The organism is Flagellimonas sp. L-11 (assembly GCF_056857735.1).
In genome coordinates this window covers 1-18,633 of sequence record NZ_JBSXNR010000070.1, presented here as the reverse complement: position 1 = coordinate 18,633, position 18,633 = coordinate 1, and the positions used below count along the sequence as shown (strand labels likewise).

18 protein-coding genes and 1 tRNA gene are annotated in these 18,633 nt (G+C 40.4%); 3 read left to right on the top strand and 16 right to left on the bottom strand.

The window, feature by feature from the left end; translation table 11 throughout:
* Positions 1-149 precede the first annotated feature (149 nt).
* From AC13CC_RS13370 to AC13CC_RS13345, 6 genes are all read right to left on the bottom strand, one after another.
* The gene (locus AC13CC_RS13370) at positions 150-749 is read right to left on the bottom strand and encodes a 3-keto-disaccharide hydrolase (protein WP_326280407.1); all 600 of its coding nucleotides are present in this window, start codon (positions 747-749) and stop codon (positions 150-152) included.
* A gap of 131 nt (positions 750-880) precedes the next feature.
* Positions 881-2,332, bottom strand: a complete 1,452-nt coding sequence (locus AC13CC_RS13365; protein WP_326280405.1) for a M14 family zinc carboxypeptidase — start codon at positions 2,330-2,332, stop codon at positions 881-883.
* Between the two features lie 3 nt (positions 2,333-2,335).
* On the bottom strand, positions 2,336-2,995 hold the full coding sequence (locus tag AC13CC_RS13360) for a peptidoglycan recognition protein family protein (RefSeq protein ID WP_326280402.1): 660 nt from the start codon (positions 2,993-2,995) through the stop codon (positions 2,336-2,338).
* On the bottom strand, positions 2,982-3,383 hold the full coding sequence (locus AC13CC_RS13355; RefSeq protein ID WP_326280409.1) for a 3D domain-containing protein: 402 nt from the start codon (positions 3,381-3,383) through the stop codon (positions 2,982-2,984). Before AC13CC_RS13355 ends, AC13CC_RS13360 begins: the two co-directional genes overlap by 14 nt.
* A 32-nt stretch (positions 3,384-3,415) precedes the next feature.
* Positions 3,416-4,903 (bottom strand): FG-GAP repeat domain-containing protein, encoded by a 1,488-nt coding sequence (locus AC13CC_RS13350; protein ID WP_326280400.1) that lies wholly within the window; start codon positions 4,901-4,903, stop codon positions 3,416-3,418.
* Between the two features lie 30 nt (positions 4,904-4,933).
* Entirely contained in the window at positions 4,934-5,806 is an 873-nt protein-coding gene (locus AC13CC_RS13345) for a pirin family protein (RefSeq protein ID WP_326280399.1), read from the bottom strand.
* Positions 5,807-5,856: 50 nt separating this feature from the next.
* Between AC13CC_RS13345 and AC13CC_RS13340 the strand changes: the two genes are divergently transcribed.
* Complete coding sequence (locus AC13CC_RS13340) at positions 5,857-7,191, top strand: serine hydrolase domain-containing protein (protein ID WP_326280397.1); 1,335 nt, start codon at positions 5,857-5,859, stop codon at positions 7,189-7,191.
* A 901-nt stretch (positions 7,192-8,092) separates the two neighbouring features.
* Here AC13CC_RS13340 and AC13CC_RS13335 read toward each other — a convergent pair.
* Positions 8,093-9,286 (bottom strand): DegT/DnrJ/EryC1/StrS family aminotransferase, encoded by a 1,194-nt coding sequence (locus tag AC13CC_RS13335; protein WP_326279472.1) that lies wholly within the window; start codon positions 9,284-9,286, stop codon positions 8,093-8,095.
* A gap of 14 nt (positions 9,287-9,300) precedes the next feature.
* Positions 9,301-10,053: a sulfite exporter TauE/SafE family protein gene (locus tag AC13CC_RS13330; protein ID WP_326279471.1), complete on the bottom strand. Its 753-nt coding sequence runs from the start codon at positions 10,051-10,053 to the stop codon at positions 9,301-9,303.
* Between the two features lie 153 nt (positions 10,054-10,206).
* On the opposite strand from AC13CC_RS13330, the gene AC13CC_RS13325 reads away from it, so the two are divergent.
* Positions 10,207-10,291, top strand: a tRNA-Ser gene (locus tag AC13CC_RS13325).
* Between the two features lie 250 nt (positions 10,292-10,541).
* Positions 10,542-11,771: a site-specific integrase gene (locus tag AC13CC_RS13320; RefSeq protein WP_482876343.1), complete on the top strand. Its 1,230-nt coding sequence runs from the start codon at positions 10,542-10,544 to the stop codon at positions 11,769-11,771.
* A gap of 277 nt (positions 11,772-12,048) precedes the next feature.
* On the opposite strand, the gene AC13CC_RS13315 is transcribed toward AC13CC_RS13320, so the two are convergent.
* The 8 genes from AC13CC_RS13315 to mbpA form a co-directional block, all read right to left on the bottom strand.
* Positions 12,049-12,630 (bottom strand): hypothetical protein, encoded by a 582-nt coding sequence (locus AC13CC_RS13315; RefSeq protein ID WP_482876341.1) that lies wholly within the window; start codon positions 12,628-12,630, stop codon positions 12,049-12,051.
* Positions 12,631-12,882: 252 nt separating this feature from the next.
* Positions 12,883-13,722: an HAEPLYID family protein gene (locus AC13CC_RS13310; RefSeq protein ID WP_482876340.1), complete on the bottom strand. Its 840-nt coding sequence runs from the start codon at positions 13,720-13,722 to the stop codon at positions 12,883-12,885.
* A 189-nt stretch (positions 13,723-13,911) separates the two neighbouring features.
* The gene (locus tag AC13CC_RS13305; protein ID WP_482876338.1) at positions 13,912-14,412 is read right to left on the bottom strand and encodes a hypothetical protein; all 501 of its coding nucleotides are present in this window, start codon (positions 14,410-14,412) and stop codon (positions 13,912-13,914) included.
* An 83-nt stretch (positions 14,413-14,495) separates the two neighbouring features.
* The gene (locus AC13CC_RS13300) at positions 14,496-15,881 is read right to left on the bottom strand and encodes an ATP-binding protein (RefSeq protein WP_349351323.1); all 1,386 of its coding nucleotides are present in this window, start codon (positions 15,879-15,881) and stop codon (positions 14,496-14,498) included.
* 14 nt (positions 15,882-15,895) lie between these two features.
* Complete coding sequence (locus tag AC13CC_RS13295; RefSeq protein WP_349351324.1) at positions 15,896-16,576, bottom strand: response regulator transcription factor; 681 nt, start codon at positions 16,574-16,576, stop codon at positions 15,896-15,898.
* Positions 16,577-16,840: 264 nt separating this feature from the next.
* Positions 16,841-17,296 (bottom strand): DUF6730 family protein, encoded by a 456-nt coding sequence (locus AC13CC_RS13290; RefSeq protein ID WP_482876335.1) that lies wholly within the window; start codon positions 17,294-17,296, stop codon positions 16,841-16,843.
* 10 nt (positions 17,297-17,306) lie between these two features.
* Positions 17,307-18,167, bottom strand: coding sequence for a relaxase/mobilization nuclease domain-containing protein (locus AC13CC_RS13285; RefSeq protein WP_482876334.1), 861 nt, complete (start codon positions 18,165-18,167; stop codon positions 17,307-17,309).
* A gap of 5 nt (positions 18,168-18,172) precedes the next feature.
* On the bottom strand, positions 18,173-18,469 hold the full coding sequence (gene mbpA, locus AC13CC_RS13280) for a mobilization protein MbpA (protein WP_292964762.1): 297 nt from the start codon (positions 18,467-18,469) through the stop codon (positions 18,173-18,175).
* Between the last annotated feature and the right edge of the window lie 164 nt (positions 18,470-18,633).

The window sequence follows — 18,633 nt, the reverse complement described above, 5'->3', positions numbered from 1 at the left end:
ACGCATTGGCCCACAATATGCGCAAAAAAGCGGCATAGGGCCACTTGGAAAATTTATCCCTTCACCAAAATAGGAAAATTAAGAGGTCAAAGACACCAAATTAAAAAACCGCCCCATTCTGTGAAATGAGACGGCTTCTTTCTTTTTTCTTAATCCAAAGGAACAAGTTCAATGTTTCGCCACTTGACCCGAATACCACCACCATCGTGTATTTGCAGGGCAATGGCTCCTTCGCCTTCACCAATTTTTTCGTCATCCAAGTGTACCATTTGTACTCCGTTTAACCACGAAGTGACTTTGGAACCTTCCACACGGATTTTCATAGTGTTCCACTCCCCCATTTTCAGGGCTTTGTCCTTTTCCGGGTCGGGCTTGATCAACCAACCACGACCGTAGGATTCATAAATACCGCCTGTATCCTTTCCTGGAGGGGCTACTTCTACTTGCCATCCTGTTACTTTAGTGCCTTCAAAAGTGGAGCGGATAAAAACACCACTATTGCCATCGGCCTCTTGTTTAAATTCCAAGGTCAATTCAAAATCCTTGTAGAATTTTTCTGTGGACAAATATCCGTATTCGCCTTTGGGGCCACTCTCACAGATTAGCAAACCGTCTTCCACAAACCATTTTTCTTCCCCATGATTGATCCAACCATCAAGATTTTCTCCATTAAAAAGATTGATGGGTTCTTGTGCGAATGTAAATTGCGCTGCCAATAGGCATAATCCTACTAAAATTTGTTTCTTCATTGTTATATATTAAAGGGTTATTTACTCGATAATCGAGATTTAAATGCTCCGAGACTTGCCTCGAAATCAAAATATGTTTTCCTACCAATGCCTCTAGGGCTTGTCCCGAGGTAGTTTGCTATTTATGATAATTATTTGCCATTGATTAGTCCATTACCTGTGTTCTGCTGCTCCAACGGTTTGGAGAGGTCTATCAAAAAACCATTGATCACGGCGTGCGTAAGCTTGCCCTCTTTCTCCAAAAAGAAGGTGGGGTTGATACCTGGTTGCAGCCTAAAGCTTTTCAACTTAAAAGCATCATTAACTAATATCAAGGGAAAGTGTACAAATGCACTTTTTTCCGGTTTTTCTGTTTTAACGTAGGCCACACCGTCTTTTAATAAATCCATCGGGTTCTCAATACGAGCAACTTGTGCCACCTTTGGTGGAACAATTTTATAACCATAGGCATCAAAAGTTTTATATCCGTAAAAGGTAGATAAATCACCTTGGTCGGCGACTGAACTTTTGTAATAAAATTGGTTGTGCCCTTCCAAATCTACTTCGTGATTAAAAATGCCCAGATCAAGAATGTAATCGTCTCCCATAAGTTCGTAGGTCACGTTCTCTATCTTCAGATCGAACAACATACGATCGTTGCGAGGTATTTTTTCATAATCTTCGGGGGGAATGTTTTTAAAAGATTCGTTTGCAATGGTATACAATGCCGAAAGAATGGAAACATAGTTCAATTTTCGGATTTCCTGCTTCTCTGGATCATCAGGGTAACCTCCTGATTCAATCAAAATTAAGCTGGTGCCCCATTTGGCAATATTGTCCCCGAAAGCGCGAGGTTCAAAATCATCACTGTAACGCCCCACTTGTCCAGGGGCATAGTTTTGTATGATCTTGTTCATGTACACAATTACCTTCATTGCATTGGCACGTACTTCGTTGATATCCTTTTCGTAATTAAAAGCGGTAGCCAAATAGGAAATAGTAGCAGGCTTTTCTGTTCGTTCTGCATTATAGTACTTGCTCTGATCATGAAGGTTAAAGCCAAAATCGGCGTCTAAACTATCTCTAAGCCTTTTTAATGTTTGACTTTCTGGGGATTGTAATCGTAAAGCATCTCTATTAATATCCACACCCAAGGCATTACGTCTTGTGAACACTTCTGCCCCATCTGGATTGAGCATGGGCAAAAAATGGAGCTTCAATTTGGATAGGATAGCTTCTTTCTCCTCATTAAACTCGGGGGCGTCCAAAAAATTCAGAATATCAAAAATGGCTTGCGTAGCCGTTGGTTCATCCCCGTGCATTTGCGACCACAGAAAAATATTACTGTCACCAGAACCAATGCTGATCAAATGCAAATCCCGACCTTGAATGGACTCCCCTACTTTTTGTACTTCAAATTTTGGGTTGGCCTTAAATTTTTGAATCAAGGGCTGAATATCTGCATGTTTTATTCTTCGTTTCCCTATGCTAGACTCTTTGTAATTCTCATAAGTTTCATACAAGTTGGAGGTCAATTCATCTTGTGCGTGCATGGAAAATGCAAACATTAACAAGATTGCAAAAGACATTAATTTCTTTATCATTTTTTACTGTTTTGCTGGAACAGGCTTAAAGTTAAATTTTTTAGTGGCATTTCTCACTTTTTCCACAAAATCCATCCCAGGATCTGTTTTTTCTGTACGATAACTATCGTCCACTTCCAGCCAGAGCGGATGATCTTCAAACAAGGTGTATTCTTGGTGGCCGATTACATAATCAATATCATATTTTGAAGCTAGATACTTGACCAAATAAATATTGGATTTGAGTTGCTGCTTGGTCAAGGGAAGTACCTCTGTGCCACCAACATTTTCTATTCCGATTGCGCAATGGTTTAAACCAATTGTATGGCGCGCCATGGTGGTTTCGGGCATTAAACGATAAATGGTTCCATCTTGGTCTACCAAAAAATGTGCAGAAACATTAAGACCACTTACGTTTTCTATGTCCGGACGCCAGTTGGGCAAGGTAGACCTATTAAAGGCTTCAAATGATTTTTTAAGAGATGGAATGGCTGTCCAATGCAAAACCACCATTTTTGGGGTTATTATGGGAGTGTCCTGCTCTATTTCATATCTGTTTAATAAATATTCCTTGGTCAGTTCAACCCGTTGTTCATCAAAAATAATGGGAATATCCACAATTTTCTTTTGAGTGGAGCATGCCACCATGGCCAAGGCCCATAGAATTAAACTAGTTTTCTTCATTTGTGGTATTTATGGAATCAATGGAAACGGCATAACAGATAATCAATTTTTTTCTGCCCCATTCGCGTGCTTTTTTAACGTCTTTTCCCATGTAAATGTCTATTCGGTTGCGCCAGCGATAATGCATTTTGTCCTTTACATAAAATGTGTCGGGAAAGGTATCTATTTTTACCATGGTGTTATGAGTGAGCCCCATTTTAATTAGATCTCGTGAAACTGCTATGCTTTTCATCCCCGGTTTTAAGGTGTCTCCCCACGCCGCTACGGATGGGTTGATGCTATCCGTTTGCCAAAAAACGGAATTATATGCTGATGCGGTGACTTCATGGCCGTACCATTTATATTTTGCAGGTGGTTCCACAGGTGCTTTCTTTTGGGAACACCCCATCAAAATTAGAAATGCTATAAAAGTCCACCTTTTCAATACAATACATTTTCCAAGACCATAATATCCACATTATCGTTCTTCCAACGTTCGGTCAAAACTTTAGGAACTGGAGTAAAGCCTAAAGTTAAGGAGCTTAAAACAATATCCTCGTCGCCATCGTTATCAATATCCGAGGCATCCATTAAAAACCAGCGTGCCATAGAAGGGTCTTGCAAAATGTTTGTGGTAAATTCAAAACTGTCGGAATCCTTGTTTTCCAAATAGACAAAAGTAAGCTCGGGAAACTCTTGATAGTTGGGAAATGTACTGATCAAGGCAAAATCAAGGTCTCCATCTTGATCAAAATCGCGAGAGAGTACCCGCGTTGCGCCGTGCATGGGATAAAAGAAGGCTTCGGAATAGGTACTATTACCATTATTGAGATAGATTCGCATACCGTGATAGGGTTTGTGCACATAGGAAATGTCTGCATTATCGCCTTGTACTGTAATTATATCTTCCAGACCATCACCATTGTAATCCACAAACTCAAACCAACTGGTTCCAAAAACAGGACTAAACTCCAGAATGTTTTCTGCTTCAAAATCTAGGTTTTCTGTTTGATAAAAAACGGTAATACTCTCTCTGCTTTGGGTCATTAATGCCACAATGTCTTTTTTGCCATCTTGGTTCATGTCCTTGATCACGGTTTTAATGGCTCCCGGAAGATTGAGCAATGTTTTTTTGTCGTACCCTCCTGATTTATTTTTGACCATTAAGGACAGTTGCCCTGTCTCATTACCAAATTCACTGACTATAAGTTCATGTACACCATCATTATTAAGGTCTTCCAAAAGTGTATGGACCGGTCTATGAAAATCGTGGTTCATTGAAAGGGTATCTTTACCTACTTTTCCAATCATTTTTCCCTTGATCAATTCAGAAGGACGGATAATGCCCACTTCACTGATAATTTCTAGGGAATCCTTTTTGCTATACCATGTTACAGGACTCTTTCCTTGGTAAATAGCGGTTGATTTTTCTTCACTAAAATTAAAAACACCCAAATTTCCTGAAAGGTCACCGTAATATACTTCGTTATCCTTGTCCAAAAACTCCAGATAGGTCACCATAGCCCCATTTTCATCATCCAAGGAATAAGTTTTGGTCTTAAATTGTACGAGAGTGTCGGTTTGTGGCATGGGTATAGCTTCCAAATATTCTGGGGCATTAGATACGATATAGGTTTCCAGTTGTGCCCACTCTTTGAGTGTGATTTTGGGTCGAAAACCATATTCTGCCACATTGTTGTCTTGGTACAAGCCTTCCACTTCCATACGTTCCATCATGGCGGGGAGCACATATTCTTTCCAAACATTCTTGGGCAATGCATCGATCTTGGGCGGTAGGTGACAACTGGCACAGTATTTAGAATAGAGTTGAGCTTCTTTTGATTTTGGCTTTTCCTTGTTGCAAGAACCCATTAAAAGTATGAGCACAAAGGCAGTCAAGGAATAAAAATATAAAGGTCTGTTTGGCATTGGCTGGTCAGGGTGTCGGGGTTGAGGGTTTTAGTTGGGCAATGGAACATAGGTATCATCGTTTTCCATCATTGGAAAAGTTTTATCTCTCCATGCTTTTTTGGCCTGTTCCAGTTTTTCTTTGCTAGAGGAGACAAAATTCCAATAAATATAACGTTCCTCGGGAAAAGGCTCGCCTCCAAACAGCAATAAATGTGTATTTGGTTTTAGCTTAATGTTGCAGGTGTCCTCCACTTTGGATACCAAAATATTCCCTTCTCCTACCGTTTCGCCACAAGCTTCAATGCTTCCTTCCACAATGCAGATACCGATTTCTCCCTTTAATTGGCCATTTACATTGAGTGTATAGGCCCCTGTAGTTTTTACCTCTACCATAAAAAGGTTGGAATGTACCGGCACAGGTGATTTTTTCCCATAGCCTTCTCCTGCCACCAATTTAAATTCCGTATTGGCATCTAACCATTTGGGAATATCCTTTTCATCAATATGGTGGAATTGGGGTTCCATATCCTCCAGTTCCTTTGGCAAGGCTACCCAAATCTGATAACCATGGGCGGTAAAGGTGTTGCCATTGCGCAGGTCTTGTGGGGTCCTTTCGGTGTGGGTTACTCCCTTTCCTGCCGTCATCCAATTTACGGAGCCAGGTCTTATCCGTTGATGGGTGCCAAGACTGTCCTCGTGGATAATTTCCCCCTCCAACATAAATGTCAAAGTGGATAAACCCATATGCGGATGCTGATTCACATCCATATACTTTTCAGGCCCTAACTGTGTGGGACCCATATGGTCTATAAAAATAAAGGGGCCGATCATGCGCTTTTTACGGAAAGGAATCAGTCTTCCCACTAAAAAGTCGCCAATATCCCTACTACGTTCCTCAATGATCAATCCGATGTTGGACATGTATAATTGTTTATATTTAGATGCAGAAAGTTACAAATACATACTATACCATGAAACTACTTAAGCGTGTTTTACTGCTTCTCCTTGTTGTTATCGGAGTAGTTGTTTACCTGAATTACCCCAAATTGAATATTATTTCCGGTTATGCCGCCAAAAATGTGGCTTCTGGTGTGTTTGTGGCCAATCGCTCCGCGGCTAGCATGAACCAATATGACAATAGTGCTCCTTTGATCGAGATTGCTTCGACAGAGGTAAATAAAAATGAGGAATCCGCCTCTTCAACCGTTTATGGTCTGATGAAGCGTACAGCGGTACATCGCGATGGATTGGGTACGGTTTTGATCAATGATGATTATGACCCAAGCGCATTGACCATCAAACCACAAAGAAACCAAGCTCCAGATACTATTCCCTATCCCTACGGGCAAGCGTCACCTGTAGATACCGTGCTGCCAGAAGTGGATATGGATCAAATCAACAAAGCGATGGCGATGGCATTTTCTGAGCCCGAAACACAAAAAACACGGACTATGCTCATTTTGTACAAGGGGCATTTGATTACCGAAAAATATATTGATGGATTTGATAAGGATACCCCCATTTTGGGCTGGTCCATGACCAAGAGCGTGTTGGCCACTTGCTACGGGATTTTAGAACATCAGGGCAAGTTGGAAATGGATTGGCCCGCTCCTATTCCTGAATGGAAAGATGATGAAAGAAAAAACATTACTTTGAACCATTTGTTGCGTATGCAAAGTGGTTTAAAATGGGATGAAGATTATACGGGCATTTCGGATGTTACCCGTATGCTGTTTTTGGACAGTGATATGACACAGGCGCAGCGTAATAAAAAAGCAGTTGCTGAACCAACCGAGATTTGGAACTATTCCTCGGGCACCACCAATCTATTATCTGGAATTCTACGGCAACAGTTTAGAAGCCATCAAGAATATTTGAACTTTCCCTACTCCGCCTTGATCGATAAGATTGGAATGTACTCTATGATTTTGGAGGCTGATATTGCAGGGAACTACGTGGGGTCTTCCTATGCATGGGCCAGTACACGCGATTGGGCCCGTTTTGGACAGCTATATTTGGATAAAGGCAATTGGAACGGAGAACAATTGTTTGATTCTACTTGGGTAGATTACATCACTAAGCCCACCATAAACTCTGATGGCACTTATGGGGCACATTTTTGGCTGAACGCCGAAGGTAAGTACCCCGATGTGCCTAACGATATGTTTTCTTGCAACGGTTTTGAAGGCCAACATGTATTTATTATTCCTTCCAAAGACTTGGTCGTTGTTAGGACAGGTTTGGCCGAGGAACCGTATTTTGATGTGAATGGCGTGCTGTCAAACATCGTAAAAGCAGTACCATAAATCGATGGGATATACTAAAACTCCCAAAAAACCACAGAATTAGGACACTTCACAACAATAATTTCGTTTACGGGAACACTCGTGGTAGTTTTACCATGTAATAAAAAAAGAAAGTAATTTTTTCATTTTCATATAGTGTTCTCGTAAAAGAGTCTTGACCCAAGTGGCAGGGCTCTTTTCTATTTAAGGCTACCCCTGAACTTTTAGCCTGACACGAATTCCACAAATTACTCTAATTCAGTTCTGTGTCATCTGAGCTTTGCGAAGATTCTCAATTTTGATTTAAGAATCAAAAAAAAGGATTGCCCCATTCATTTCTAAGCGTCAGCCTGAACTTGTCTCAGGGTTTCACCATATGGGTTCCATGTTGTACTTCGCTCAGCAATCGCACGGAATGACAACTGCTTGCTAGGAGAATCTTCTTAAATCGTTCTTTATTGGCTGACACGAATTTCACGAATCACACCAATGCTATCGCAGGTCATTTCGAGCTGTCACCCTGGGCACAGTCGAATGGGGATAGCGAGAAACTCAGATTCTTCAGTAGTTACAATCCTTCAGAATAAACAGTTCTAATGCAAAAAGCAGCTAAATAATTACAAAAAACTATCATATCACAACAAGTAAACGTGACTTCACAACAATAATTTCACTGGTGTGGAGTTGCGGGGTACATTTACATTGTAATTAATTAGAAAGTAATTTTTTCATTTTCATATAGTGTTCTCGTAAAAGAGTCTTGACCCAAGTGGCAGGGCTCTTTTCTATTTGGGGCTGTTCTTAAAATTTGTTTCAGGATTTCATTATAAAGGGATTCCAACGAAATAAAAACTATTCATTGTTCCTTATCGCCTTATAAAGACGACAACGAATACCAATATCCTAGCAAGTAACCCTATGTTTATATAGAAGATTTTATAGCCGTCACCATTTTTTTGGCACGTTCGGCCACTTCTTTTTCCGACCATCCCAATTTGATCAAGCAGGAGATATTTCTGGACATCCATTTATCGGATTCAGAAAAATCAGCTTTGTCATAATCGGGTAATGACTCAATGACATCCTTTGGTAGTTTGCCCAAGGATTTCAATTGGGTCAAATGTTCCCATTTTTTGTAGTAGTGCCAGTTATTGTCGTACCAATAAAAACATCCATCTACTCCAGCTTCAATGAGTTCCTGATGAGCAGTTTGTGCCAATTCCTCCGTGGGCATAAAGAAGTTCAGAAACGAAAAGTTCTCTTCCCCCCCATCTGGGACAGTCCTAAAAACAACTTCCGATATGTTTGACAATGCTTCTCGCAAAATCGTGTAATTTCTTTTTTGAATGGCTATAAACTCATCCAAACGGGCAAGCTGAGCTACTCCTACGGCAGCATTCATCTCGGAGATTCGAAAATTATATCCTAAAAACGGATGATCTTCTGCTCCCCTATTGTTTCCGATATGATCGTGACCGTGATCGGAATATTTGTGGGCATTTTCATAATAATCCTTATTATTGGTGATAACGGCACCACCTTCTCCACAAGTGATGGTTTTTACATAATCAAAGGAAAAACATCCTAAATCCCCGATACTGCCCAAAGGTTTTCCGTTATAGGTTGCGCCAATGGCTTGGCAGGCATCTTCGAGCAATAATAATCCGTGTTTGTCGCAAATAGCTTTTAAGGCATCTAAATTGGCCATGGAACCACACATGTGCACGGGCATTACCACTTTTGTTTTTGAAGTGATGGCCTTTTCCACCGCTTCGGGCTTTAAGGTCAGGGTATCATCAATATCAACTAAAACGGGGACGGCACCCACAGCCAGAATGGATTCGAAACTGGCCACAAAAGTAAAAGTGGGCATAATAACCTCATCTCCCGCTCCAACACCTGCACTGGCCAAAGCAACTGTTAGTGCAGCAGTACCGCTACTTACGGCATGTGCATGTTTGGACTGCATTCTTTCTGCCAAACCGGCTTCTAACTCCTTTGTTTTCCAATGTCCGTTTCGCATGGCATCGAATCCGTAGCGCATTAGCACTCCGGAGTCCATAACGTCCTGTACTTCTTTTCTTTCCTTGTCTCCAAAAAGTTCAAATCCTGGCATACTTGTATTTTATTTTAAAAAAACCATAGTTTGATGGCCATCAAAACTACGGCTATCACTAAAAATGTTTTAATAAATCCGTCCCCCTTTTTTACGGAGAACCTACTGGCAAACCATGCCCCTGAACCATTTCCTATGGCCAGCACAAATCCCAGTTTCCAATCTACTTTATCGTTAAACGCAAAAACAGCCAAGGCTGCGAGCATATAAATAAACACCACGGCTACCTTTGTGGCGTTGGACCTTACAAGATTCATCTGATTAAAATAATGTAAAAATAGCAGCATTAAAAAACCAAGTCCGGCATTGATAAAACCACCGTAGATCCCAAAAAAGAAAAATACGATCATACTCACCCATAAATATTTACCTGTGAGACGTTCCTGCATTTCTCCTATTCTCATCTTTGGCTTAAAAATGATAATGAGCACCACGGCCAACATTACAATGGCCAAAATCCTATTAAAGGTTTCCCCATCTATGTCCACAGCAATATAGGCACCTATAATGGAGCCTAAAAAAGCAGAGATTCCAAGATAAATATTAAAGGGAAAGGTGATAACGCCCTTGCTTCTAAAGCCGGCCGTTCCCAGTGCGGTCTGTACCACTATGGCCACTCTGTTGGTTCCATTGGCAACAGCTGGTGGCAATCCCAAAAAAATGAGAGTCGGCAAAGAAAGTAACGAGCCACCTCCTGCCACGGTATTTATAAATCCTACTGCAAAACCTACAGCCACCAAGAGCAAATAGTGGTACCATTCTAGCATAATACAAAGGTATAACCATTGTTTTGAACGGCATACTGATTTTGACAAACTTTAAATGGGGGATGTACAAAATGTTTTATCCCTCCGATTTAAACAATAATGCAAAAAGGTCTTTTGGGATAACAAAAAGCTTTATATATTTGCACCCGCTTAGGAGGAATGGCAGAGTGGTCGAATGCGGCAGTCTTGAAAACTGTTGAGGGTCACACCTCCGGGGGTTCGAATCCCTCTTCCTCCGCTGAGAAACAACATCTCAATACATTAAACCCTGTAAATCAATAATTTACAGGGTTTTTTATTTTTTATGATATCAAATAATATCATTTGAAACCATACTTAATAGTGCCCCTTTCGGTGCCCCCTATAGCAACTTCAAAAAGGGGCACCTAATCGCTTATATTATTCTGTTTATCAAGTATTTACAATAAACTCCTTTTAAATTTTTTTTCATAATTTCAAGGTGTTTAATGTTAAATTAGGTGCCTCTTATGGTTTCTCTTCTATTCTATCTCAGGAAATATAAAAAAGATCGTGTTGGCCGGTCAACTATTTATGTCAGAATTACAATTGATGGCAAGCGTTCAGAATTCAGTACTGGACGCAAGATACACCCCAGTATATGGGACGCGGCGTATGGCAAAGCAATAGGTTTTTCCCAGGAAATAAGGCTCTTGAATTCGTATTTAAGCAAAATACGCACTGACCTTTACCGACATGCGGAGATAGTGAGAGATCGAGATCAAACACTTACCGCGGTGTCACTTAAGGAGTCCTATTTGGGATTGGACAAGCCCAGTAAAATGCTTTTGGAGATATTTCAAGAACACAATGACAGAGTTAATGAACTGGTAGGAAAAGATTTCGCCCCCGGTACAGCAGAACGATACAGAACAGCAAAAAGTCATCTGGCCGAATATTTACAGATCGAACTTCGAAAAAAAGATATACCCGTTGTGGATGTGGATCATTCCTTTATTTCCGGTTTCGAATATTATCTAAAGACGAAAAGAAAGTGCAGCCATAACACGGCCATCAAATATGTGGTGAACTTTAAAAAGATCATTCGAATTGCCTATGCGAATGGTTGGATCAAAACAGATCCTTTTGCTAATTGGAAAGCTCGATTAAAAACGGTCGAGCGGGAATTCCTAACCGATGAAGAACTACAACGACTAATGCACCATTCTTTTACTAATGAACGATTGGAGCATGTAAGAGATTGTTTTGTTTTTTGCTGTTTTACAGGATTGGCCTATGCAGATGTAAAAAAATTGACACATGACGATTTTGTGATAGGGATTGACGGAGATCTTTGGATCAACACCAAACGTACCAAGACAAAAACAAAAAGTAACATTCCCGTTCTTCCCACTGCATTGATGATTCTTGAAAAATATGAGCACAGTCCGTTACTTGTAGATAAAAAGGTGTTACCAGTATTGACCAACCAAAAAATGAATGCCTATTTAAAGGAAATAGCGGACCTTAGCGGTATCAACAAACACCTGACCACTCATTTGGCCAGACACACTTTTGCGACAACGGTAACTCTTTCCAATGGTGTCTCCATTGAATCGGTAAGTAAAATGTTGGGGCATAAATCACTTCGAACCACACAACATTATGCGAAAATATTGAACCGAAAAGTCAGTGAGGATATGCAACTGTTAAAAAAGAAGTTGAGCTTCCAGGAAAAAGTCAAGTCAAAGAATGCTTAATCTCATTGTATTAAACTATTATCCATAACTTGTTCTGTGAATTCAACTTAAATTTATGGCAATTGGGAAGCACTCAGTTTACCCAAAAATTTGAAAGGTTGCCATATCATTTTAACCTTAAGTTTAGTGCCTTATGCAGATACTTTCGTGGTAAGTCCAATCATACAATGAATGAAAGCATTTGGTTATGAATTCTTATCAAAATTTGTAACCTAGAAATAAAACACAGAAAAATGCATTAATATTTCCACCTTGGCAAATAACCCCTTAGCTGCACTTATTCTTCATTTGGTTTCCATATTATGATTAATTGAATTATTGAGCCAAGTATCAGCATAAATATCAACTCAACGTTCAAAAGTAGCTTCCCCGCCCCTGAGTAATGTCTGGACGGAACAAGTGATGTTGATTCATCATGAACGGTCTCCAACAAGCCCTCTATCTTTTCCAAAATCTGGTCCAACAGGGTTTTTAATTCACTTTTATTCAAAAGAATTTCATCATTCCTCAAACCAGAAGCTTCCAAGTTTGATAAAGTGTTGTAATGACCCTTTATTTTGTTGATTTCCATAGATGCCAAATGAGATAATTTAATCGCTTCAATATTCAACAGCAACTTCTCTATTTCTCCATTGGTGTATGTACTTGAAGAAGTGCGTGAAGAATCAAGAGAGCATTTTTTTAAGCTAAAATTGCGGTAAAGTTCATTCAGGTTGTATTGCGCCAGATGCTTTTGTTCACTATCATACAGGATTTTTGAAAAATACCCGTGGTCGAGCCGATTTGTAAATAGCACCAAGACAAATACAAAAAGTATCGAAATAATCAGCTTTAAATTAAGTTTGCTCATTTTTCCCATGGCTTCTGTTCTTTAAATTGGTTTAGGTTTCCATATAAAGACCCCTTGTCGTTTCCTTGATTCCCTCCATCATTAGCAAATTCTCGGACCAAATTCAATATATCCGTCATCCGGAGAATCGCAATACACAAAATTCAGTGTTTACATATGGGAATTTTATTGATTATAGTTTTGAAACAGTTGATTTCCACTTTAAAATTCACTCCATTCACAAACCCCAAAAAGAGAAGATGAGCCAAGCCGGCACATTAATCATTTTCTATGTCCTGGCTCATAAATGAGCCTCAAAAATGTGCTGAATCTTTCATTGTCTCTGCTGATTGGCACGCCTGCAACAATCCCTATCAAAAGATTGTCCATGATTCCAAGTCTCATTTGTGGTCTAATTGTCATATCGAAATAATCTGTTCCAACATTTTTGTTCAATTCAATGCCAATGAAATTTCTTGTTCCACTGATCATATAGTGAAAATTGGAATTGATCTGCCAATTTGTTTCGACCAAACCATTTGAGAAATGGTGAAGGAATTGTGGGCCTGTGTATAGCAATGAATGGAAGTTTGAACCCCAGCGCTTAGCTACAATGTAAAAGGGGTTGTAAACGTTGCCTGTGAAGAGCTGTTCTGTTCCATAATTTACAAACTCGGTCAGCTCTAACTCATGGATATATCCAATTGCCATACTCGTATTGAATTTTTCAGATACGAAGAAAGAATACTGTCCCGCGATTTTCAGGCTATTGAGTTTACTGGACGGGGCATTTCCATTCATCCCTGAAGGGTAAATGGAAAACGGCAATTCCACTTCCAGGCCCAATCTGTCCAAAGGCGCCCACTCATATTCCACCAAGGCTTCGTATTCATCGTATACGCTTCTATCCGTAATTCCAAACCCCACGTTCCATTCCTTTTCACCTTTTCTAGCTCCCAAATCCCGGATTAAGTCAATATAAAGTGGTTCTGCATGCAGTATTTTTACTGGTGCTTGTTTCTCTATTTCATCGATGTATACGCTATCCTGTTCTTTCTTTTCTGGATTCTGTGCTTTCACACCTATGATTGCTATCATTAAAAGAACAATCGTCAATCTCATGTTTTTATATTTATGGTAATTAAATCTTCAATGTTGTCATTGGTCTTGACCATTGAATAGTCAGTCTGTCAGTAAATTGTAAAAACCCAACTTCCCAATGGAAGAAGAATAGCTGACGTCAAATTTTGCCATTCAATGACATCGGATAGTTTTTACAACAACAAAATGACGTTGGTTATGGAATTACAATCAAGAACGAAAGACCTTTTGGATAAGGTTGTACAGTCCAGACTTTTGTCTTTGGGTATTGTGATCTACTTCCTTTTCAATTTTGACCCTTTGGACCTCAGGAACCGTCTTAATTATCAAATCGACAGGGTCAAAAGTATCATCGTGTGAAAAATCCAAAAATCCTTTTTGGGGAACCACTGCTGTTTGAATTTGATGATGGACTCTAAAATTATCGAAAGCAAGTGAGTTTACACCTGTGAACAGTTCTGTATAAATAGAGCTGATGTTCCTAAAATACTTTCTCACAAGATCGTCCTTTGCTCGGGCAAAATGCTCATCCGTATGTTCGGTGATGATTTTTACAGGAGAGAACCAATAAAGCTCGGAGCTCCAGAGTGGCAAATGATATGGATAGACCAATAAAACATCGATGATTTCGTCCGGGTACATTTTAAAGGCTTCTTCAGCTATTTTTAGTGATTGTGCACTTAGGTCTGTGGGAATCAAAACTTTTCTCATAATGTGTTTTTTGATTTTGACCACAAGAATAGCCAGTGAACATTAAAGGGAAGTAAGAAAGGGATTAGAATGAGATTAAAATTTCAACGGGCTATTTCATAACCAAGGAAAATGTTGGGCAATTCAACATATACAATAGTACCCATTCCCAACTTGGAATCTATCCGCATTGTACCTCCATGAAGCCGAACTATTTTTCCGGAAAGGGAAAGACCAAAACCAAAACCTTTAAAAGTTCTTGCATTGGAGCCCCTGTAGAATGGTTCAAATACACTTTTAAGATCTTTTTCAGGTATTCCAATACCTTTATCTTCTATTTTGACCATTATGATTCCTTCTTCCACGTGGATACCGATATCAACCTGACCATCCATCGAATACTTAAGCGCATTATCCAGAATGTTCATAAACGCAATGGTGATAAGACTTTGGTTTCCTTTGAAGACAAGGTCGTCAGCATTTTTGGGCAGATTTTGGAAACAGTAATTGATCCGACTGGACATAACTTTGTCAAAGTTGGACTTTAAATCCATTAATATCTCGTCAATCCGAATCATATCAATTTTGAGGCCTTTGGAGTCTTGGTCCGTGTAGGCCAAATTGAAGAGGGAATTAAGGAGGTTGTTAAGCCTGTTTGCCTCCGTTTCTATAGCTTTCAATGCCAAGATATATTCCTCCTTGTTTCTGGAATTGGCAAGAGCTGTCTCTGCCTGTCCTATAATGGCCGTCAATGGGTTTTTGAGCTCATGTGATGCATTTTGGACAAAATTGTTCTTCATTTCAAAAGAAGTTTCCAATCTGTCCAACATATTGTTGAAAGTCTGTGTCAAGTCGGAGAGCTCTCCTTTTCCACGAACCTTTTCGAGTCTTAGGTTTAAGTTTTCCGCCCTTATCGTGTTTACTTTCCTTATAATTTTAGAAATAGGGCTTAGCGCCTGTTGTGCAAAATATTGGCCCAAAATGGATATAAAGACCATACTTATCAGAAAGGCTACAACGAGAATATCCCTGAGATTTTCCAATTTTCCGGAACCATAGAGGTCCTTGGCGGACATCAAAACCATAAAATCCCCTTGATTATCATTATAGAGCAAACCCGTGTGGTAGAAGTCGCCCAGCTTCGTTTCCGCATACTTCTCCTCAAATACTTTTTGCAAGAACTGACTTGGAAAATTGGCTTTAAGCTCTTTTGGAGGAATACCGCTTTCGGTGTCCACAGGATAGATAACTTCTTTTTCATCAGGAAGTGTCTGCAAATGCCTAAGTCTGATCGCTTCATAGATTTCGATCGTGACTTCATCTTTTTCAAGATAAACTTGGGCAGCGATAGTTGCCCTTTGGCTAAGCCTTAAGTAGAACTCGTTTTCTGTATATTCCTTGGCAAAGAAGTAAATGGAAAGGAATATCACGATTTGGAGCAAGCCTGTCAGTAGGATAAATATTATTGTGATTCTAGTTTTTAGTGGCATGAGCGCTTCAAATATTATTCCCTGATGACATAACCCATACCAATGACGGTTTGGATTAATTTGTTGTCAAAATCTTTATCGATCTTGTTCCGTAAATAGTTGATATATACATCAACGACATTGGTGGCCATATTAAAATTGATGTCCCAGACACTTTCCAAAATGTCAACACGGCTCGACACCCTATTTTTGTTCTTCATCAAGAACTCCAGCAAACGAAACTCTGTGGTGGTAAGCTTGATTTCAATCCCACCTCTCTTGACTATTTTAGTATTTGAGTCCAGTTCCAAATCTTGAACAATTATTTTGCCGCCAATTTTTATGTCTATATTGCTTCTTCTTGTCAAAGCCCGAATTCGTGCCAACAATTCTGAAAACTTAAAGGGTTTGACCAGATAGTCATCAGCACCGGAATCCAGTCCCTGTACAATGTTCTCGGTAGTACCCAAAGCTGTTAACATAAGTATAGGGGGCGCACTCTCCCTTTTTTTAATCTCTCTCGCTATTTCCCTTCCATCCATTCCTGGTAGGATAATATCAAGTAACACCAAATCGACCGTGTTTTGGTTCAAAAGTTCAAAGGCCATATTACCATCATATGCCAATAAGGTTGTGTAACCGGTATCTTCTAGTCCTTGCTTGATAAAGATTGCAACATTATGCTCATCCTCTATCACTAATATGTTTTTTGGCATACCTTATTCCGAATTATCATTGAAAATTAGAAGGTTAAAAATAGTTTTTTATTCAGCTAACAAATGAAGGTTTTTTTTCCATTTTATTGATTCTTTAAAATTAGAGAATTTGAGTTGGTTAAAGATTTCTTTAACTGAAAATATCATGACCCTAAGATTTTGTCATCTCCCAAATCTTACTCCAAATTTAGCGCACGGATCCTGGCCTATTTTTGCAGTGTTCGGGAAGATAAGCGTACAGCAAAAATAGGATAGGGCGCTGTCCTACTTTTTGCCATTTTCTTCCAACCATTTTTGGTAGAGTTCCTTTGCCTGTGGGCTCTCATCAAGGAATGTCCCGTAGTGTTCAATGGCATCATCCTGACCTTTGATGAATGCTGCCTCTTCTTTCTTGGAAATCCTTGATACCTGATGGATTGAAAATCCAATGACCAATAGGACAAGAACCAACAACCCCCAAGTAAGTTTTATGGCCCAACTGGGCAAGAGAAGGGACCGCTCTACTTTATGAAGAATCCTTTCCATCAGTCTTTGTTGTTCCTTAATATTGTCTTTTTGGTTGTTGCCGTACTCCTTTAGAAGAGCATTTAACTCGCTGGTATCTGGCCTTAATGGAAGGCCTTTCAAATTTTCATGCGCCTTTTCCAATCGGCCGATGCTCTTCTCAAAGCCGTTGATTTCCTCGGTCAACAGTTCCGCGATTTCATCCAGTTTTGCCATGATGTTTTATTTAGATTCCTATTCCAGTATCCCTGACCACCTTGATGGCCAGTTTGATGGTCTTCTTTATGATGGTCTGGGTCAGGCTTGTCGGGACATTCACGGTCTTGCCCAAAAGCTGCATGCTCTTGTCCTTGGCAATCCGCTGTGCCATGTTCCTTTCAAAGTTCATTTGACGGGCGATCCTGCCCATGGACATGGACCGGTGCACCTCGCTTCCCTTTAGGTTCGTTCCCTTGTACTCAAAACGGAAGCCCTGCAATTGGTTCTGCTTGTTGATACTGGGAATGACCTTTACATTGTTCTGCTCCATCGATTTGATATACTGGTCAAAGTCCCTTGGCCGGTCCCTGACCATGACCTTTTCATGGATTTTTTGTATTTCCGATCGGACATGTTTCATCCGGTAAAGTTTTTCCTGCTGTACTTCCCTTACCGTGGTCAGGTCCATCTGTTTGGCCACCCGTTCCGCCACTTGCTGGCTCCGCTTTCCGATGAAGCTGTCATTATAGGCCTTGCCCTGAAAGTTTATCCGGTTGGCATACAGATGGACGTGCACATGTTCTTTGTCCCTATGGACAAAGGCAACGGCCTGGTGCTGCTTGAGGTTCATCTCCTTGAGGAACCTTTCGGTCATCTCCTTGAGCTGCTCCCTTTCGAGTTTCCTGCCGTCCTCGATGGTGGGACTGAGCACAAAACTAAGCGTGTTCTTCCGGCACAGTTCGTTCTGCTCTTGGATGACCTTGAACTCCTCGGTGATCTCCCTCGGGGTCTCCCCGGCCAGATATTGGCTATGGATGATTTCCGATTCTTTCTCCTGGTTCATACCGTAGCTCATGGAGGCCGATGTATGCGATATGGATTTTCCCATGCCTATCATTTCCTGAAATTTAAAAGGTGTTGTCTTATCTCTTTGGCCAGCTGCGCCGTTTCCTCGGCCAACCTGGGGTTGCGCTTGCGGAACATATTGGTTATCAGCCTAAAATTTCGTTGGTACTTGACCAATAGCTTATAGGCCTCTATCTGTTCGTCCGTCATCCGCTCCACTATCCGGTCTTCAAAGGCCGCGCGTCGGCAGTACTCACTGATGGAAAGACCGCTCTTTCGGGCCTTGACCTTCAGCAGTTTCTTCTCGTAGACCGAGCACCGGAACTGGACGAACTCTTTCTTCATTTTCACATCATCTTTTGCGACCGTCGGGAGCAAAAGCAAGATTTGTCATGACAATGACACATCTTGAATTCGTTTCCGAACTTCATCCTTCGCGCTTTTTACCTTCCATTCGTTCATATCCTTGAAACCTTCATAGAGAGAGGACATATTCCTACTGTTCGGGC

Excerpts from the sequence above, each read along its gene's own strand:
- AC13CC_RS13370 (WP_326280407.1), bottom strand. The coding sequence starts at position 749 with ATGAAGAAACAAATTTTAGTAGGATTATGCCTATTGGCAGCGCAATTT.
- AC13CC_RS13365 (WP_326280405.1), bottom strand. The coding sequence starts at position 2,332 with ATGATAAAGAAATTAATGTCTTTTGCAATCTTGTTAATGTTTGCATTT.
- AC13CC_RS13360 (WP_326280402.1), bottom strand. The coding sequence starts at position 2,995 with ATGAAGAAAACTAGTTTAATTCTATGGGCCTTGGCCATGGTGGCATGC.
- AC13CC_RS13355 (WP_326280409.1), bottom strand. The coding sequence starts at position 3,383 with ATGGGGTGTTCCCAAAAGAAAGCACCTGTGGAACCACCTGCAAAATAT.
- AC13CC_RS13350 (WP_326280400.1), bottom strand. The coding sequence starts at position 4,903 with ATGCCAAACAGACCTTTATATTTTTATTCCTTGACTGCCTTTGTGCTC.
- AC13CC_RS13345 (WP_326280399.1), bottom strand. The coding sequence starts at position 5,806 with ATGTCCAACATCGGATTGATCATTGAGGAACGTAGTAGGGATATTGGC.
- AC13CC_RS13340 (WP_326280397.1), top strand. The coding sequence starts at position 5,857 with ATGAAACTACTTAAGCGTGTTTTACTGCTTCTCCTTGTTGTTATCGGA.
- AC13CC_RS13335 (WP_326279472.1), bottom strand. The coding sequence starts at position 9,286 with ATGCCAGGATTTGAACTTTTTGGAGACAAGGAAAGAAAAGAAGTACAG.
- AC13CC_RS13330 (WP_326279471.1), bottom strand. The coding sequence starts at position 10,053 with ATGCTAGAATGGTACCACTATTTGCTCTTGGTGGCTGTAGGTTTTGCA.
- AC13CC_RS13320 (WP_482876343.1), top strand. The coding sequence starts at position 10,542 with ATGGTTTCTCTTCTATTCTATCTCAGGAAATATAAAAAAGATCGTGTT.
- AC13CC_RS13315 (WP_482876341.1), bottom strand. The coding sequence starts at position 12,630 with ATGGGAAAAATGAGCAAACTTAATTTAAAGCTGATTATTTCGATACTT.
- AC13CC_RS13310 (WP_482876340.1), bottom strand. The coding sequence starts at position 13,722 with ATGAGATTGACGATTGTTCTTTTAATGATAGCAATCATAGGTGTGAAA.
- AC13CC_RS13305 (WP_482876338.1), bottom strand. The coding sequence starts at position 14,412 with ATGAGAAAAGTTTTGATTCCCACAGACCTAAGTGCACAATCACTAAAA.
- AC13CC_RS13300 (WP_349351323.1), bottom strand. The coding sequence starts at position 15,881 with ATGCCACTAAAAACTAGAATCACAATAATATTTATCCTACTGACAGGC.
- AC13CC_RS13295 (WP_349351324.1), bottom strand. The coding sequence starts at position 16,576 with ATGCCAAAAAACATATTAGTGATAGAGGATGAGCATAATGTTGCAATC.
- AC13CC_RS13290 (WP_482876335.1), bottom strand. The coding sequence starts at position 17,296 with ATGGCAAAACTGGATGAAATCGCGGAACTGTTGACCGAGGAAATCAAC.
- AC13CC_RS13285 (WP_482876334.1), bottom strand. The coding sequence starts at position 18,167 with ATGGGAAAATCCATATCGCATACATCGGCCTCCATGAGCTACGGTATG.
- mbpA (WP_292964762.1), bottom strand. The coding sequence starts at position 18,469 with ATGAAGAAAGAGTTCGTCCAGTTCCGGTGCTCGGTCTACGAGAAGAAA.